At 46.5% G+C, this 17,771-nt stretch carries 16 protein-coding genes; 6 read left to right on the forward strand and 10 right to left on the reverse strand.

Annotated elements, in window-relative coordinates; translation table 11 throughout:
- Positions 1–119: 119 nt before the first annotated feature.
- Positions 120–2,876, forward strand: coding sequence for a ribonucleoside-diphosphate reductase subunit alpha (locus W01_RS08825; RefSeq protein ID WP_173053919.1), 2,757 nt, complete (start codon positions 120–122; stop codon positions 2,874–2,876).
- Positions 2,873–3,922, forward strand: coding sequence for a ribonucleotide-diphosphate reductase subunit beta (locus W01_RS08830; protein ID WP_242006921.1), 1,050 nt, complete (start codon positions 2,873–2,875; stop codon positions 3,920–3,922). The genes W01_RS08825 and W01_RS08830 overlap by 4 nt, the downstream gene beginning before the upstream one ends.
- Before the next feature lie 13 nt (positions 3,923–3,935).
- Here W01_RS08830 and W01_RS08835 read toward each other — a convergent pair whose 3' ends face one another.
- Both W01_RS08835 and W01_RS08840 read right to left on the reverse strand, forming a co-directional pair.
- Entirely contained in the window at positions 3,936–4,418 is a 483-nt protein-coding gene (locus W01_RS08835; RefSeq protein ID WP_173053923.1) for a hypothetical protein, read from the reverse strand.
- On the reverse strand, positions 4,397–4,681 hold the full coding sequence (locus W01_RS08840) for a hypothetical protein (protein WP_173053925.1): 285 nt from the start codon (positions 4,679–4,681) through the stop codon (positions 4,397–4,399). The genes W01_RS08835 and W01_RS08840 overlap by 22 nt, the downstream gene beginning before the upstream one ends.
- A gap of 343 nt (positions 4,682–5,024) precedes the next feature.
- Here W01_RS08840 and msbA point away from each other — a divergent pair, with 343 nt between their 5' ends.
- The gene (gene msbA / locus W01_RS08845; RefSeq protein WP_173053927.1) at positions 5,025–6,782 is read left to right on the forward strand and encodes a lipid A export permease/ATP-binding protein MsbA; all 1,758 of its coding nucleotides are present in this window, start codon (positions 5,025–5,027) and stop codon (positions 6,780–6,782) included.
- A 145-nt stretch (positions 6,783–6,927) separates the two neighbouring features.
- Here the strand turns inward: msbA and W01_RS08850 are convergent, their stop codons facing one another.
- On the reverse strand, positions 6,928–7,938 hold the full coding sequence (locus W01_RS08850) for a CDP-6-deoxy-delta-3,4-glucoseen reductase (protein WP_173053929.1): 1,011 nt from the start codon (positions 7,936–7,938) through the stop codon (positions 6,928–6,930).
- 55 nt (positions 7,939–7,993) lie between these two features.
- Between W01_RS08850 and W01_RS08855 the strand changes: the two genes are divergently transcribed.
- Positions 7,994–8,875: an SDR family oxidoreductase gene (locus tag W01_RS08855; protein ID WP_173053932.1), complete on the forward strand. Its 882-nt coding sequence runs from the start codon at positions 7,994–7,996 to the stop codon at positions 8,873–8,875.
- Between the two features lie 24 nt (positions 8,876–8,899).
- Here W01_RS08855 and W01_RS08860 read toward each other — a convergent pair whose 3' ends face one another.
- Together W01_RS08860 and W01_RS08865 are read right to left on the reverse strand one after the other, a co-directional pair.
- Positions 8,900–9,499, reverse strand: a complete 600-nt coding sequence (locus W01_RS08860) for a TIGR02466 family protein (RefSeq protein ID WP_173053934.1) — start codon at positions 9,497–9,499, stop codon at positions 8,900–8,902.
- A 74-nt stretch (positions 9,500–9,573) separates the two neighbouring features.
- Positions 9,574–9,888: a DUF1840 domain-containing protein gene (locus W01_RS08865; protein WP_173053936.1), complete on the reverse strand. Its 315-nt coding sequence runs from the start codon at positions 9,886–9,888 to the stop codon at positions 9,574–9,576.
- 501 nt (positions 9,889–10,389) lie between these two features.
- Between W01_RS08865 and W01_RS08870 the strand changes: the two genes are divergently transcribed.
- Positions 10,390–11,235, forward strand: coding sequence for a gamma-glutamylcyclotransferase family protein (locus W01_RS08870; protein ID WP_173053938.1), 846 nt, complete (start codon positions 10,390–10,392; stop codon positions 11,233–11,235).
- A gap of 88 nt (positions 11,236–11,323) precedes the next feature.
- On the opposite strand, the gene W01_RS08875 is transcribed toward W01_RS08870, so the two are convergent.
- The 3 genes from W01_RS08875 to W01_RS08885 form a co-directional block, all read right to left on the reverse strand.
- On the reverse strand, positions 11,324–12,538 hold the full coding sequence (locus W01_RS08875) for an ABC transporter ATP-binding protein (protein WP_198421274.1): 1,215 nt from the start codon (positions 12,536–12,538) through the stop codon (positions 11,324–11,326).
- Between the two features lie 165 nt (positions 12,539–12,703).
- Positions 12,704–13,492: an ABC transporter permease gene (locus tag W01_RS08880; protein ID WP_173053940.1), complete on the reverse strand. Its 789-nt coding sequence runs from the start codon at positions 13,490–13,492 to the stop codon at positions 12,704–12,706.
- A gap of 3 nt (positions 13,493–13,495) precedes the next feature.
- Positions 13,496–14,440 carry a peptidylprolyl isomerase gene (locus W01_RS08885; protein ID WP_173053942.1) on the reverse strand — a complete coding sequence of 315 codons (945 nt, stop codon included), beginning with the start codon at positions 14,438–14,440 and terminating at the stop codon, positions 13,496–13,498.
- Positions 14,441–14,842: 402 nt separating this feature from the next.
- Between W01_RS08885 and W01_RS08890 the strand changes: the two genes are divergently transcribed.
- Entirely contained in the window at positions 14,843–15,058 is a 216-nt protein-coding gene (locus W01_RS08890) for a hypothetical protein (protein ID WP_173053944.1), read from the forward strand.
- Positions 15,059–15,512: 454 nt separating this feature from the next.
- Here the strand turns inward: W01_RS08890 and W01_RS08895 are convergent, their stop codons facing one another.
- Both W01_RS08895 and W01_RS08900 read right to left on the reverse strand, forming a co-directional pair.
- A complete protein-coding gene (locus W01_RS08895) occupies positions 15,513–17,003 on the reverse strand; it encodes a hypothetical protein (protein WP_173053945.1) in 1,491 nt (496 codons plus the stop codon).
- Positions 17,004–17,206: 203 nt separating this feature from the next.
- Positions 17,207–17,653: a hypothetical protein gene (locus W01_RS08900; RefSeq protein ID WP_173053947.1), complete on the reverse strand. Its 447-nt coding sequence runs from the start codon at positions 17,651–17,653 to the stop codon at positions 17,207–17,209.
- Between the last annotated feature and the right edge of the window lie 118 nt (positions 17,654–17,771).

Below are 17,771 nucleotides of genomic sequence, written 5' to 3' on the forward strand. Positions count from 1 at the left end.
TTTTTTATTTTAGCCTGATCCCATTAAAAACTAATTCTTAGTGTTAAGTTAAAGCAACGATTATGTTAGGGTAGCTAACAAAATTTCTCGTATTAAAAATACTAATATTTAAGATATATATGTCTCCAGTATCGGCACACATCATTTCCGGCGAGGCTACGAGCACGCTCAACATCCCTTTTGACCACCACAAGGTGATCCGCCGCAATGGTTCTGTAGTTGCTTTTGAGGCAACCAAGATTACCGTTGCATTGACCAAGGCATTTATCGCCGTAAACGGCGAAGCGTCCGCCCGCGTGCGCGAGTTAGTTAACCAATTGACCGAAACTGTGGTTAATGCACTGTTACGCCGCCACCCGCATGGTGGGACGTTACATATCGAAGATATTCAAGATCAAGTCGAACTGGCTCTGATGCGTTCCGGGGAACACGATGTGGCCCGCGCCTACGTGCTTTACCGCGAGGAACGCACGCGTGAACGGGCCAAGATAAAAGTTGCGCCTGCGCATATTCTTCAAGTCAACGACAAGGGTGTGCTTCGCCCGTTGGATGAAGCGCGACTTGCGGCACGCATCACGGCAGCTTGTGAAGGACTCGGCAACGCGGTAAGTGCTGATCCGATTCTTAAGCTGACACTACGTGATCTTTATGATGGCGTACCAGTTGAAGAGGTACGCAAATGTGCCATCCTTGCCGCTCGTGCAATGATCGAACATGACCCAGCCTATAGCTTCGTTACCGCCCGGCTGCTGCTGAACAACATTTGCTGTGATGTTATTGGCGAAGATGCCGACATGGCAACGCGTTATGCCGAATATTTTCCCTCATTCATCAAGCGTGGCATTGAAGCAGAGCTACTTGACCGCGACATGGCAAATTTTGACCTGCCACGATTGGCCAATGAATTAACTGCAAGCCGTGACTTGCAGTTCAGCTATCTTGGCTTGCAAACCCTATATGACCGTTACTTCCTGCACATAAACGAAAATCGCATCGAGCTGCCACAGGCATTTTTCATGCGCGTGGCTATGGGCTTGGCGCTCAGGGAGAATGACCGCGATACACGCGCTATCGAGTTCTATCATCTACTGTCCAGTTTCGATTTCATGAGCTCAACGCCTACCCTGTTCAACTCTGGGGCCATCCGGTCGCAACTTTCTTCTTGCTACCTGACTACCGTACCGGACGACTTGGCCGGTATCTTTGAAGCAGTAAAGGAAAATGCTCTTCTGGCCAAATACTCCGGTGGCCTTGGCAACGACTGGACCCCCGTACGTTCTATGGGCGCACACATCAAGGGCACCAACGGCAAATCACAAGGCGTGGTGCCATTCCTGAAAGTCGCCAATGACACTGCCGTGGCAGTCAACCAAGGAGGCAAAAGGAAAGGCGCGGTATGCGCTTATCTGGAAACATGGCATCTGGATATCGAAGAATTTCTTGAGTTACGCAAGAATACCGGCGACGACCGCCGTCGTACACATGACATGAATACAGCCAATTGGATACCCGACCTGTTCATGAAACGTGTACTGGAAGACGGGGAATGGACACTATTTTCACCATCAACCTGCCCCGATCTGCACGACAAATTCGGCTCGGAGTTCGAGCGTGCTTACATAACTTATGAGGCCCGTGCAGCGAACAGCGAGATCACCCTATTCAAAAAAGTTTCGGCAGCCAGCCTGTGGCGCAAAATGCTGACCATGTTATTTGAGACCGGTCATCCGTGGATCGCTTTTAAAGATCCATGTAACATACGTTCGCCACAACAACATGCTGGCGTGGTGCATAGCTCTAATCTATGCACCGAAATCACGCTGAACACCTCCGCATCCGAAATTGCGGTATGTAATCTTGGCTCGATCAATCTCAAGGCACATCTGAACACATTGGGCCAGCTTGACCATGAAAAACTCAAGCGCACCATTACCACGGCCATGCGTATGTTGGACAACGTAATCGACATCAACTACTACGCCGTTGAAAAGGCGCGCAACTCCAACCTTCGGCACCGCCCGGTTGGACTGGGCATCATGGGGTTTCAGGATTGCCTGCATGAACTGCGGATACCCTATGCCTCGAAAAAAGCAGTCGAATTTGCTGACAGCTCCATGGAAGCAGTGTGCTATTACGCCTATTTGGCATCCACAGAACTGGCCGAAGAACGAGGCCGCTACGAGAGCTATAACGGCAGCCTGTGGGATCAGGGCATATTGCCGCAGGATACGCTGGAACTTCTGCGTCAGTCACGCGGCGGGCATGTAGAGGTAGATATGTCCGCTAGCATGGACTGGGACAAACTACGTGCACGCATCAAACAGTACGGCATGCGCAACTCAAACTGCGTGGCCATTGCGCCTACTGCGACTATATCAAACATCATCGGCGTATCAGCCTGCATCGAACCTACTTACCAGAACTTATTTGTAAAGTCGAATCTGTCCGGTGAATTCACCGTCATTAACGAATATCTGGTAAATGACCTCAAGCGGCTGGGACTGTGGGATGAAGTGATGATAGCCGACCTAAAATATTTCGATGGAAGCCTTGCTAAAATTGATCGCATCCCGGCCGAATTGCACAGTCTGTATGCGACTGCATTCGAGATTGAGCCGCAATGGGTAATAGAAGCAGCTGCACGGCGCCAGAAATGGATTGACCAAGCGCAATCGCTAAACATCTACATGGCTGGTGTGTCGGGGCGCAAACTCGACGAAACCTACAAGCTGGCATGGCTACGAGGCCTGAAAACTACATATTATTTACGCACCATGGGTGCAACTTCAGCGGAAAAATCCACCTCGCGCGCTGGCGAACTGAATGCAGTGCAGATGTGCGCAATTGACAACCCAGAATGCGAGTCATGCCAATGAATGACTATACCATCGCATCCAGCTCAGCTGGACGGATACGCGTGGAAGACAAGCGTATCATCAACTGCAATGCAGACGTTAATCAACTAGTGCCATTTAAATATAAATGGGCTTGGGAGAAGTACATCTCCGCCTGCGCCAACCACTGGATGCCGCAAGAGGTCAATATGTCCGCCGACATTGCGCTATGGAAGAACCCCAACGGGCTGACCGATGATGAACGCCTCATGGTCAAGCGCAATCTTGGATTCTTCACTACAGCGGACAGCCTCGCGGCCAACAATATCGTACTTGGCACCTACCGTCACATCACCAACCCCGAATGTCGCCAGTACCTGCTACGTCAGGCATTCGAGGAGGCGATTCACACGCATGCCTATCAATACATCGTTGAAAGCTTGGGGCTGGACGAGGGCGAAATTTTCAACATGTATCATGAAGTTTCCAGCATACGTGAAAAAGATGAATTTTTGCTGCCCTTTATCGACACCCTGACCAATCCGGACTTCAAGACAGGCACGCCGGAAACGGATCGCCAGCTATTACGCAGTCTAATCGTGTTTGCCTGCATCATGGAAGGATTGTTCTTCTATGTCGGCTTCGTGCAAATTTTAGCGCTTGGACGTCAAAATAAAATGACCGGTGCCGCCGAACAGTACCAGTACATCATGCGTGATGAATCCATGCACCTCAATTTCGGTGTGGATGTAATCAATCAAATCAAGCTGGAAAACCCTCACCTGTGGACACCTGAATTCCGTGAAGAAATTCGCGGCCTTATGCAGCAAGGCGTGGAACTGGAATACCGTTACGCCGAGGACACCATGCCACGTGGCGTGCTTGGCATGAACGCATCAATGTTCAAAGAGTATCTGCGTTTTATCGCCAACCGCCGTTGTCAGCAAATCGGGCTAGATGTGCTATACCCAGGAGCTGGTAATCCGTTCCCGTGGATGGCAGAAATAATTGATCTCAAGAAGGAGAAAAACTTCTTCGAAACGCGCGTTACTGAATATCAGACAGGGGGCGCATTATCTTGGGATTAACAGACTTCGGGCACTACGCTGTATTTGGTGTGTACTGGGGAAGGTAGTAGTTGTTAGTGTTGTATTTCTTTGAACTTTGATTACCAAAGGAGGTTGAAATGGCAGCAGTACAGAAAGCTAAACCAGCAGCTAAAAAACCCGCAGCTAAAACAGCAGTGGCAGCCAAAAAGCCTGCGACTAAAACAGCAGTGGTAACCAAAAAACCTGCGACTAAAACAGCAGTGGTCGCCAAAAAACCTGCGACTAAAACAGCAGTGGCAGCCAAAAAGCCTGCGACTAAAACAGCAGCGGCAGCCAAAAAGCCTGCGACTAAAACAACAGTGGCAGCCAAAAAACCTGCGACTAAAACAGCAGTGGCAGCCAAAAAACCTGCGACTAAAACAGCAGTGGCAGCCAAAAAACCTGCGACTAAAACAGCAGTGGCAGCCAAAAAACCTGCGACTAAAACAGCAGTGGCAGCCAAAAAACCTGCGACTAAAACAGCAGTGGCAGCCAAAAACCTGCGACTAAAACAGCAGTGGCAGCCAAAAAACCTGCGACTAAAACAGCAGTGGCAGCCAAAAAACCTGCGACTAAAACAGCAGTGGCAGCCAAAAAACCTGCGGCTAAAACAGCAGTGGCAGCCAAAAAACCTGCGGCTAAAACAACCATTCCTGAAAAAAAACCTTCTGCCCAAGTTAAAACAGTTCCGGCTCCAACTCCTCCAGCTCCGGCATCGGTGCGCCCGGCTGCGATTTGGCCTTTTCCTACACCAGGCATTAACAAGCCAAATTAATGATTCACAGTTTACGGGTTACCCCACTGGGCGCACGCAAATCTGCATGCGCTTCTTTTCTTTAACGCCGGTGCAGAAAGCAAGAGCTGACAAGGTGGGAGAAAATGCAGCAAAACGACCGCTCTTTACGGTAAGCGAATGATAGCCGGCCATAAAATGATTGAAGCAATGTACTAGTATTTCTTAGGTCCATTATCAGCCGGCTCTCCCGTAGCACACTATGTTATGCCTACCCACTTCAAAAACTGAGTGGCAACTTGCGGTTCAATGCAAATCAGGTCGAGAAAAATTTAATAACACTGCAAACCTAGCGTACGCGCTATAAATATGACCAGTTCACAGCTTTATTTGCGGTTGCTCGACTATATCAAACCCTACTGGCGCATATTTGCACTTTCCATCCTTGGCATGGTAGTGGCTGCGGCTACGGAGCCGCTATTGCCGGTTTTGCTCAAAACCATGCTAGACGGCACATTCGTGCACAAAGATGAAACTATCATCCGATTGATCCCTCTGTTCATCTTGGCGATTTTTCTTGTACGCGGGGTGGCTACTTTTGTTGCTACCTACACTATCACCTGGGTAGGAAGTAAGGTAGTGATGGACTTACGTGACGAAATGTTCAGTAAGCTGCTTTCCCTGCCTGCGCGCTTTTATGATGACCATGCGACTGGCAACCTGATCTCAAAATTGACTTTTGATGTAACACAGGTAACAGCTGCCGCTACAACCGTAGTAACCATTGGCATCCGCGATTCTCTTATGATTGCGGGATTGCTGGGCTGGCTTTTTTATCTCAACTGGAAGCTTACTCTACTCAGCTTGATCATGGCGCCTGTGATTATCTTTATCATGAAAACCATCAGCGGGCGCTTACGCGTAGCCAGCCGCAATTCACAGCGCGCGATGGGAGACATCACTCAAGTGATTGAAGAGACTGTAACCGCGCACAAGGTGGTTAAACTTTTCGGCGGGCAGCAATATGAAAGCCAGCGCTTTAGCAGTCAAGCTAACTGGGTACGCCGTCACACCATGAAACAGACCGCCGCCGCTGCCGCCAATATACCCATCGTACAGATGGTGGCAGCAGTGGCGCTTGCGGTCATCGTTTATCTCGCTACCGAACAATCGCGCAGCGATGAAACAACCGTAGGTGGCTTCCTTTCCTTTATTGCAGCCATGTTGATGTTGACCCCGCCGCTAAAACGGCTCGCTAGCGTCAGCGAGCACTTGCAGCGGGGACTAGCAGCTTCAGAAAGTGTGTTTGAGTTGCTTGATACGCCCAGTGAAATAGATACCGGCAAGAAATTAATTACTCACGCCTCTGGCCGGCTGAAATTTGAACATGTAAACTTTTCTTATCAGAAAGAAGAGAAATTGGCTTTATGTGACATTAACTTGGAAATTCCTGCAGGGCAGACAGTTGCGCTAGTTGGTGCCTCAGGCAGTGGCAAAAGCACTCTAGCCAACCTCGTACCGCGCTTTTATTCCCCGAATAACGGACATATCACACTGGACGATTATGACCTCGCGGAGCTCACGCTGGCCAGCCTGCGCGCTAATATCGCACTGGTAAGTCAAGATATTGTGCTATTCAATGACACCGTTGCCGCCAACATTGCCTATGGCCAGATGCGCAAAGTACCGGAGACAGAAATTATTGCCGCCGCGCAGGCAGCCCATGCAATGGAATTTATTAATGAAATGCCGCAAGGTTTGCAAACACTGGTGGGCGAACGGGGAGTGCGCATGTCGGGCGGACAGCGCCAACGCATTGCCATTGCTCGCGCTATTCTCAAAAATGCACCAATTCTTATTCTGGATGAAGCCACATCCGCATTGGATAGCGAATCTGAGCGTCATGTGCAAGCTGCGCTAGAAACCCTAATGCAAGGGCGCACCACACTAGTAATTGCTCATCGTTTGTCCACCATTGAAAAAGCCGACAGAATTGTTGTATTGCAAAAAGGCGAAATTGTTGAAATCGGCACGCACCAGGAATTACTTGCCCAGGGGGATGTATACGCACAGCTGCACCGCAGCCAATTCATGTGGAATGATGTTGCCCGCGACAATTCGGGATAATCAATATGTTTGGCTGCATTTGCAGCTAGAATTAAGTGTTCATGATGTTGGCAATAAATTTATTTGCTGCCAACATTAACCCCTCAAGAAAAAGGGCACAAATGGAAACTTGGATTTATGACGAGCCCTTGAGTGCGCTTGAAAATTAAGTTTTGGGTGCGGGAGTAAACGCGTCGGAGAAAAATTCCTCGTTGGGTAATCCACGCAAGGTCGTAAAGTCACGGTGTGCTGCTTCCACTACTACTGGTGCACCACAGGCATACACTTGGTAACCAAACAAATCAGGATAATCTTTTAGTACGGCCTCATGCACAAAACCCGTCCTGCCTTGCCATTCATCCGCTGGCAACGCTTCTGATAAGACCGGTGTAAATTTTATACCATGAGTTTCCCATTCCTTGGCTTTATCGAGCATATAGAGACCATTCAAGTTATGCGCCCCCCAATAAAAATGCATGGAACGTTTCACACCAACATACAGTGCATGTTCGATGATGGACTTGATTGGTGCGAAGCCAGTACCGCTGGCGACAAACACCACAGGTTTACTACTATCTTCACGCAGGAAAAAAGAACCTAACGGCCCCTTAAAACGCAGGATGTCACGCTCTTTCATTTGCATGAAAACATGCTTTGTGAATTCGCCACCCGAAATGTTTCGCACATGTAGTTGCAGAAACTCGTCATCGTGCGGGGCATTGGCTAGTGAAAAGCTACGCGCCTTACCACCCTTCATAAGAATATCAATATACTGTCCCGCAAGAAACTGCAAACGCTCGTTGGCGGGCAACTTGAGGTAAAGCACCATCACGTCATCAAGTCGTTCCAATTTGTGTACGCGGCAGGGCAGGGTTTTCACCGGGATGTCTTTTGCGGCATTCACTTCGCGGCACTCGATGATCAAATCAGACGTAGGTTTGGCGCAACAAAACAGGGCCATCCCCTCTGCTTTCTCTGCTTCACTCAGTATACTGCCCTCGTATTTGCCGTAATCCACGGTGCCTTGCAGCAGCAAACCCTTGCATGTCCCGCATACACCGTCCCGGCAACTGTAAGGCAAAATAACGCCATGCCTCAGTCCCGCCTCAAGGATGGTTTCGTCGGCTTCCATGATGAAACTATGATCGCTTGGTTTAATAAGAACGTTGAATGCCATGTATATCTCGTTTGCCACATGCGCAAAAGCGGCAATTTTAACGCATAATCATACAATGAAACGAATCTTGATTATTGGCTGCGGCGATATCGCCATGCGGGTTGCACGCCTGTTAAGCGGCCATTACCGTTTGTTTGGACTGCTACGTAATACTGCACGTTTCGCTGAGTTACGTGCGGCAGGCATCACTCCGTTGCCCGGTGATCTGGATAACGCACCCAGCCTGCGTCGACTCACTGGGCTGGCGCACACCGTACTGCATTTTGCGCCGCCGCCGAATACTGGCCAAAACGATACACGTACCCGCAATCTGCTGGCTATTTTATCGCGTGGCACACTACCCGAGAGTATCGTATATATCAGCACTAGCGGGATGTATGGTGACTGCGCTGGAAAATTTGTCACAGAGACCCATAGATTAAATGCGCAAACTACGCGCGCTCAGCGTAGAGTAGACGCGGAAAATAAAATTCGCAGCTGGGCAAAACGCACCGGAGTGCGTGCCATTATCCTGCGTGTGCCGGGTATCTATGCAACCGACCGGCTACCGCTGCAACGCTTGCGTCAAGGCACACCGGCAATCTTGGCGGCAGAAGATAGCCATACTAATCACATTCACGCAGACGATCTCGCGCGTATCGTGACTGCGGCATTACGCTATGCAAAACCGAATCGGGTGTATCACACCAGTGATGATAGCGAACTAAAGATGGGAGACTACTTTGACAGTGTGGCAGACGCATTTGATTTACCGCATGTGCCACGCATCAGCCGTGAGCAGGCACAACAGACCTTGCCAAAGACCTTGCTTTCGTTCATAAATGAATCACGTCGCCTGACGAACACACGTATGAAACGAGAACTGAAAATAATGTTGCTCTATCCAACTGTGGCGGATGCGCTGAAAGTTATCCAAAAACCTGACTTGAACATCTAACCACATTGAATTCGCATTCAACTTTTATCCGGCCGTTCCTTTTTTTCTTATTCTTATATTAAAAGATATTGATATTCTTTCAATATCTTCTTGATTAGGCTCAACAGAGTGGGGCAGCCAGGACGGGAACATAACTAAATGGTTTTTCCTGGCCGGATATGAAAACTTTGGCGCATTAATTGCGTTAAGCTCTGCAATGGGCGCTAAAGATTCTATGGAATACTGTTCTTGAAAATTCCTGTAAAACTCTATTTGAGCATTAGAGTCGGTGACGTAATAAGCACCAGATATAAACGATGAGCAGTGAATATGAATTTTATTGTAATTATTTAACTTATTAATGTTTACCCATACATTATCCATATAAGTTTCAAAATTTACTTCATCATATCCAAAATCAGATAAACATTTTTTTGACCTGCGTAAAATTTCATTTAATAAAGGGGTTAATTCCGGATGGTCACCATAATAAAATTCTTTGGATTGCCACCCCCCAACATTACTAACATCATTTCCACGTGGATCGGATTGTTTTAATCGATGACAAAAATTTAAAATAGCATCAGCATCAATATTAAGCTTATCCCACCAAACAGGTGTCGAAAAATAAGTATCAAGATTCATCGTTTCACATCTCCTGAACTTCAAAAATCACAGGAAAAAACATTCCTGATCGAAAAAGTATCATAACACCTATATTATTCCCACATCACATCACATTTTTCTTTGGCGGCCGCTGAGAGTAATTCAATCAAAGGCAAAGCCCGATTTTTTAGGCTCACACTTTGTTCATGTGATTTTTTATCCTGGACATCATTGGACTTTGCCAGGAGCGGCACTCTGCTGTCTGACTGGATAGCATTTTTCAAGCGCTCAAGTGCTGCATGGACATCCTCAGCCATAATAGCGCTGGGCACTACGCCACTATGTCCCATCATCTTAATCAAGTGCAGCGCTGCCTCACCGAACATGGTTATATCAGGATATGCTTTAGATGTGAACGTTACCAACATAAATTATCTCCAGGAGTCTTTACGCTTGCCGATTATTGACATGATTGAAATTTTTTTCTTATCAATAACAACCATTACCCAATCAAGATAAAGTCAATACAGGTAAGGGTTCTAAATAATACTTGGTCAATTGCCGATACGCACCCGTTTCAATAATGAGCCAGAAAATGATAGCGGCGCTGTACAGTAGCGCACACAATAAAAATCCGGTCAAACTGGTTGACCATTCTAATTCACTGTAGGCAATTTTTGTAATGCATGTAATAGAAAAAATAGCGCGAAACTATTTGAATTGGCAACTTTCAAAACACCATCGGTAGTCAGTAACAAAGAATTTTTGTGCTGACCCTTGCCAGTCGATTGTTGAATAATGAACAGCAAATAACCAAAATACAAATGGGTTCGTAGCCTCCACTACAAGCGTAAATAATTCTAGCTAAATTTCAGAATGCGGAGACAATTTAAAAATCTGGCTCCTTTAATTAACAAAGACGAAAGTTTATGAATAAATCAAATTCCTCTGCACTGCTTTGGACATTAACAATATACATATTGGCAGCCAGCGCAAATGCAACCCCTGTGAATAAATCTCAGGAATATGACGTTCGGCAACCTCAAGAGGCAGGCATACAAAAGCCTGTCCAAGAAACCGTGATCATGGCAGATGATGAATTAAAAAAACTAGCTGAGAACCATAGTGGTAATTGTAATGCCGCACCTGACCCTGCAAAAGCCCAATACATCATTGGCTATGGCAGCTTGATGCAAGATGAATCACGTCAACGAACGACGCCTAATGCCAACATTTCTTATCCCGTTCAAGTTAATGGGTATCAACGTGGCTGGTTTACAAAAGGTAGCGGGGTTGGGTTTAGTACCACTTTTTTGGGCGTTGTACAACGTAAAGAGAGTACGCTGAATGCCACAATTTATACTATTGATGTAACAGAAATCAGCACTATGGATAAGCGAGAATTTTCTTATTGTCGATTAGCAGTGGAACCCGAAAATTTTTCACTACTGAAGCAAGACATTCCACTGTCGCTTGGACAAACCTGGATTTACGTCAATAAACCAGACACCATTGCTACAGCGAGCAGGCGCTATCCCATTGTTCAATCTTATGTAGATATTTTTTTATCCGGCTGCCTGGAGCTGGAACAACGTTTTGAACTAAAAGATTTTGCCAGGCAGTGTCTTGTTACCACGAGTAATTGGTCGACTCAGTGGATGAATGATCGAATCTATCCACGGCGTCCTTTTATCTATCAACCAAAAGCCAAGCAAATTGACCAGCTTCTCAATGAACACCTACCACAGTATTTTCAACATATCCGTATTGAATAGCCAGAATAGTCGTGCACGGTCATTATTGTTACGTCCTTCAAAAATAAAAATATGGTAGAAGTAACAAGCACAGCTCCTGCACTCAAGTTCAGCTATCCTCCATGGCAATAAAATCTTCTCTTGCGGGCATCCACTCATGTTCTAAACGGCATAAGCCATAATCGCGGGTTTGCCCGGTGATTCGCACTGAAGTAGTCACGGTATCGAAGAGCCGCAATCCTTCAGGATCCATTGCATGAGCGCGAATGGTATATTTTCCTGGCAATAACTGAAGATTAGAAAGACGAATACAAAAACCATATTGCGAGGGCGCAATTTTATTTGGAAGATACGCTGTTTCGTTTGAATGAGTACCGTAAACTGGTGTTCCATCGGCTCGAACGATACCAAACAAAATCACCGGCGGCCGATCATCGGGAGAATGCGCCACACCACAAATACGCAATACGCCATCCATCTCAGCCACCGTAGTTACAACACCCACATCATTCTCCAACCAAAATTTGCGAATTGTGTACATTCCGCTTGGCTGTACTACACGTTCCAAATGCGCCGCTTTACTATTTTTTTCTTCATGGTAGGTGAGGTATTCACGCGTAACATCAAAGCTGTCGCCGTACATATGCAACTGCCCATCATGAATCCATACTGCCTTCTGGCACAGGGTCTGAATGTGGAACATGCTGTGCGAACACAACAGTAATGTCCCACCCTGACTCAGATAACCTTCGATCCAGCGAATGCACTTTTTCTGGAACGACTCATCACCCACAGCCAACACTTCGTCAGTAATCAAAATATCCGGTTGCATGGCAGTTGCTACGGCAAAACCCAGCCGCACCACCATGCCGGACGAGTAATGCTTGATCGGTTCTGCAATATGGGAACCAATATCGGCGAATTCAATTATGGAATCCAGCTTGCTGTCGATTTCTGCGTTGCTCATACCCATCAGCGCGGCCGCCAGATGAATGTTTTCCAAACCGCTATATTCGGGGTGGAACCCGCTGCCCAGCTCCAGCAAAGCACCAATACGTCCATTAACCACCACTTGGCCGGTGGAGGGCTTGACCACCCCAGCAATGATTTTCAGCAGGGTGGATTTACCAGCACCATTTTCACCAATCAGTCCAAGCGACTCGCCTGCTTTCAGTTCTAGGTTGACCCCCTGTAGTGCGCAGAAATGGGGCACCTCACCACGCTTGAACAACAAGGCAGCAATCGTGCGTAACCGGTTACCACCAGTGGCTACGCTGGGATAATTCTTGCCGATGTTAGTTAGGCTGATAAGAGGTATTCGCACAATATTGGTGTCTGTAACAAATTAAAGGGAAATGCAAATTTGGCGGAGTTCGTAATCTTAACTATTCAATAAAACTGCTTTCCCACAATGCAAGAACCAACTCTTTTTCAGAAAATATAACTGATTGATAGCGTGCAAATTATGATCGAATTTTAAATATCGGGACTAAATGAAATCCTCAAAATAGGGTGACAAGCGATTAAAGAACCAGCGCCCGGCCAAAAAAATCAACGCACTACCAGCCAGCATTACCGCATCCTTCCAGTCAATCTGACTATTGCCAGTCATCAATAGCTCACGAATTCTGGTAATAAAAAAAGAGAGTGGATTCAATGCAATGATCTGCTGTATCTGCTGCGGCACCAGGCTGGCCGGATAAAGAACGGGAGTGGCGTAAAACCAGATCATGAACAGCGGCGTAAGAAAGTGCTCAACATCTTTGAGCAGCACTTGCAAGGCAGCAAGAATCAGCGCTAAACCGTTGGTAAATAATAGCTGCATGCAAAATAGCAGCAATACCAGCGGCAAAGATGAAAAGTGCAACTCATTACCGGTAAGAGCAAGCACCGCAAGTACCAATAAAAAACCGACCACATGGACGGCATAAGTCGAAAGAACCGCACCGTATACAAGCAGCTCATGCGGGAAAGCGACCTTCTTGATGAGGCCTCCCCCATTTTGCACTGCCAGCGCACCACGCTGTGTGCCTTCCTGAAAGCATAACCACGGCCATAGTGCTACGGCAACAAACAGGATAAAGCTGTGACCTTCCAGCTCAGGAAACTTCACCTTGAAAATAGCTGTAAATACCACCGCATACACTGCCAGCAGCGCCAACGGGTGCAGTAGCGCCCAGAAAATTCCGCTGACGCTACCTACATATCGGCTTTTAATCTCTCGTGATAGGAAATTAAGCAGCAGCCAGCGGTACGGCCACAGATTTCTTATCTGCATGGATTAATGCTTTGCGGCCTCGGGTTCATTTATTTTTGATGGTTTAATATCACCAGATTTCGCATCAGGATTTGTCCAGAAGCGATTGACCGCCTCTTCATTTAATTTCAATGACGGATCAGTGAGTATCCCACCAACAAGCGTCTTCCGATATTCATTCAAATACTTTTCGCGTTCCCCCTGTATGATTTTCTCATTGACCTCATCAAATGAACGCACCAGCTTTGGTTTTTTTTCATGCAGCTGAATAATATGGAAGCCAAAAATCGTTTTCACCGGTTCACTTATATCGCCTGGAGCGCTCATGGCAAAAGCCGTGTCGGAGAATGGCTTGACCATCTTCCCCTCTTCAAAAAAACCAAGATCCCCCTTGTTCCCTTTAACGCTCGGGTCATCAGAGTATTCCAAGGCTAACTCTTCAAATTTTTTGCCACCAACCGCCTGCTCGCGAACCTGCTTGATGCGCTGCAGCGCTTCTTCCGGTGTACGATTTTTAGTGTCTACCAAAATATGGGAAACACGTACTTTCGTTGGCACAGTATATTTTTCGACATCAACCTGATATAGCTCGCGAGCACGCGCGTCAAAGTTCGGTATCGTAATCGTCTTGGTGATACGGTTGATTTGTTCCTGCGCCAGTAATTTGTCTGCTACCGTTTCAATTTGTTTACTCATTACAGGCTCACGATCAATTCCGGCACTGCGCGCCTGCGCAGCCAGCGTCTTGTTGATCAGCAGATTTTCCAGCAATTTGGCAATGCGAGCCTTGCTTGCCAGCACCTCCGAACGATGCTCCAGCGGAATACGCATCAGATCCGCCTCAAAATCCAAACTCGTAATTCTGACCGTTCCAGACTCGATCAATACTTCCTCAACACTTAACGCCGGGGCAGTGCAGCAAACCATCACGGCTAGCGCAGCGTACTGCTTTAACAACATACGACTCATTATTTTCAGCCTCTAGATAAATTCAAAAAAATAAAAACTCCCCCATCTTAAGATGGGGGAGAAGGAACATAAATACGTTCAGGCTTGGGTGAAACCTACCAAGGATTAGGCAAATGGATTTGAGTAGGCTTGGCTGCTTGCATCTGTTTAAGATAAGACAGATAACCCACTGGTTCCCACTTCACATTAGGTGGAAGGCTATTTAACCTTTCGAAAGCAGCATTCCATGCTCTAATGTCTGCGAGGGGCGATTGCGATGTTGGCGGGACTGTCCTTGTGCCTGTCGAACCCGAGCCCCCTCCTGAGGCTGGCGTGACTGTCACGACCACAGAGGTTGTATTTCCGGTCCCGGCACTATTGGTTCCGGTAACCGAATAACTAGTGGTGCTCGTTGGATTAACAGTGCCACTACTACCTGTAAAATTGGTGCCAGTCCAAGCAAATGAAGTAGCAGCAGGGCTGCAATTTGCGATTAAAGTGGAAATCGAGCCTGTAGTAATTGAAGTGGGTGAAGCAGTCAGTGTGCATGACGGTGCTTCAGTAGGAGTTGGAGCTGGTCCCGTGTCAGCACAGGTTACCGTCAGGTTGCCTGTGGCATCAACGTTAAAGCCGGTATAAGAAGAACATGTGTTACTCGTTACTCCGGACATAACTACCGTACCAGCCAGTGCTGGTCCTGAATCGATCATCATAAAAGCCAAAATGAAAGCTGCGGCCTTTGTATTTAATTTCAAATTCATACTAGTCTCCTAATATAGAGTTTAATTACCCGTTCGCGAAATCGCGTTTACATGAAAGCGAGGAGTGCTATGCGCGCGTCATGAAATATAACTAACTTTTGATTCAAAAAATTCATTTAAATCGTACGCCCTAGCTACTTCGCACAATATAGACCAAAACATCCAGAAGCAAGTCTATTCCGCTGGATGGTAATAATATGATAATGAATGGTAATTGCGTATTTGCGATATCTCAATGCAATTTGAATAAAAAACGGGAGCGGAATTTCTTCGCACCCCCGTTTCAGCTAACACGCTAATATACTACGCGTACTTCACCAGTAAAGACTTCGTTAAATATTTCCTGATATCGCAGTCGTATACTTATGATTGAAATTGCCACCGTATGTTGCCAAAACTCCAGGTGCCGCATTCTGATTTATGAAATCTTGCAACATGAAACCAACGGTTGGCAAACCGAGATAGGTATCGCCATCAATACTCGTTAACGAATGGGCAGCTGTTGGATGATTAACACCATTACCATCAGTTTGTCCATTAGCGACAGTGATTCCAGTGGCGTTAAAGGCCATGCGCAGCCATCCATTCTCGAAGTTAACCGGAACATTTACTTCATTAACTGAACCCAACACGTGACTGTTGTTGAACGTCACAACAGTTGTTTCCCAGCATAGAGCTGTACCGCCACCTGGTGCAGGTGGAGAGAAGTCAACTGTAGCGACGTTACCTTCTTCGCGGTTCCAGTAGCTCAGACCAACCGGTTCGCACGCACCATTAAGCCAGAACTTGTGGGTAAATGGGCTATACAGCAGAGTGGCGTCGGTTGACAATGCGGGGTTATGAACAGGCACATTGTATCGTTTGGTCGGCATTGTTACCACCCAGTCTGTACCGGACAGCGTTGCATTATCCAGAACAAACTCGTTGATGATGTTGTTGTGCATCAGCAACGCGCTCACAGTATTATCACCACTGGACCAATTGCTAGTGACGGTTCCACCATTGCTAAATACTACGCTAGAGAGAGCAGCGAACGTCAAGTCTGGGAAAATGCTACCAGGAGGATTCCAGATATTCTGAACATTTGAAGGTGCGAAGGCATCCAAGGCAACTGGGTCATAGCCAAAATCAGTTCCACCTGCTACACCTATCAGAGAGGCCGTTCCTGCCAAGCCACCCGATGAAGGATTGGCTCTGGCTGATTGGTTACCCACGACCAATGAGCTAAGACGACCCATATCCATATTTGAAGCTTGAACCACTGAACAATTTGCCGGTGTGCCAGCTACGTGAGTGATAGCTGCATTGATCGCGGTATTTGTAATCGTGCCCATTTCGATAATCTCAAAATAGCCTTCACGAGTACGATCCAAGGATTGAGTTTCACCATCCCCACCACTTTGTTGTATACCTTCAAGAGCAGCACCGGAATACGCGAAATTCACGAACTCTTTACCTCCAGCTGGAATTGCAGGAGCAGTGCAGGACTTATCGGCAGTAACAAGCTTCGCGCCATTAGCAGTATTCACAATCGCAGCAGTCCACATGTCATTCGGGGACAGATAAAGGTTAAAGTCAAGTACTTCACGGCTGTTCTTGCCTTCGGTAAAACGCACTTTTACGGCTTTTGAAGAATTTGTCGTGTTCACTACGGACATATAAGTGTCCATTCCAGCACGTGTGGTGTAATACGGATAAATCAGGACTTGACCCAAACCGTTTGAATTTACGTTTACATCAGCACTTGCTGTATTCGCTATACCAACCGAGCTTACCGCCGCTACCAAAGCAAGATACAGTGATTTTCTTTTAAATTTTTGCATTATTGCTAGACTCCTTATATTTTGTTACGAAATGTTGAAGTTTGACTTCAGGAAAAGATTATTACTTTTTATAAAGTATTACTTCAATAATTACTACAGTCGACTTTAGAAATTACTGCGATGTTATTGTATATCATAGTTGTTTCATTCTACAAGTGATTTTTTGTACACATAATCCTCCTATCTAAATCCATAACCCCTAATTATCTGCGCGGGACGAACCACCATTTCCCATCTTGACGCAACCAATTCTCGTCCAGACGAGTCTCAAGAGACTTAATATCACGGTAGCTATACTCAACTGCCATCAATACCTTACAACGGTCTTGCTCGCATGAAACAGAATCCACATTTGCTTTTTTCCAAATGCCCCCACGGACTTTAGCTTTATATAAATCCAGCGACATAACATCACGTGTACCTGGACTCAGATAACTATACGCTTTAGTGAAATCTCCTTTTATTAAAGCTTCCCAGCGTGCTGCGGCTAGATCGGCAACTATCTTTTGCGGTTCAATTTGTACTGACTGTGTTAAACCACCACCCGATCCTGCACAACCCATTATTCCCACACTCAGAATAAGCGCTGACACACCCCTACGCAACTCATAAACCATTCCACACATCCGTTTTTTCAAAAGCTCACCCAAAATACCTACGTTTTTTTATTTTGACTATAGTCACTCGTGCGTTAATAAACTGTCAAGGACAATCTAAACTCTTTTGCGAGGCTGTCTCTTTTTTACAACACACAGAAGTTATTAAAGT

This window comes from Candidatus Nitrotoga sp. AM1P (assembly GCF_013168275.1).
Taxonomy (GTDB): domain Bacteria; phylum Pseudomonadota; class Gammaproteobacteria; order Burkholderiales; family Gallionellaceae; genus Nitrotoga.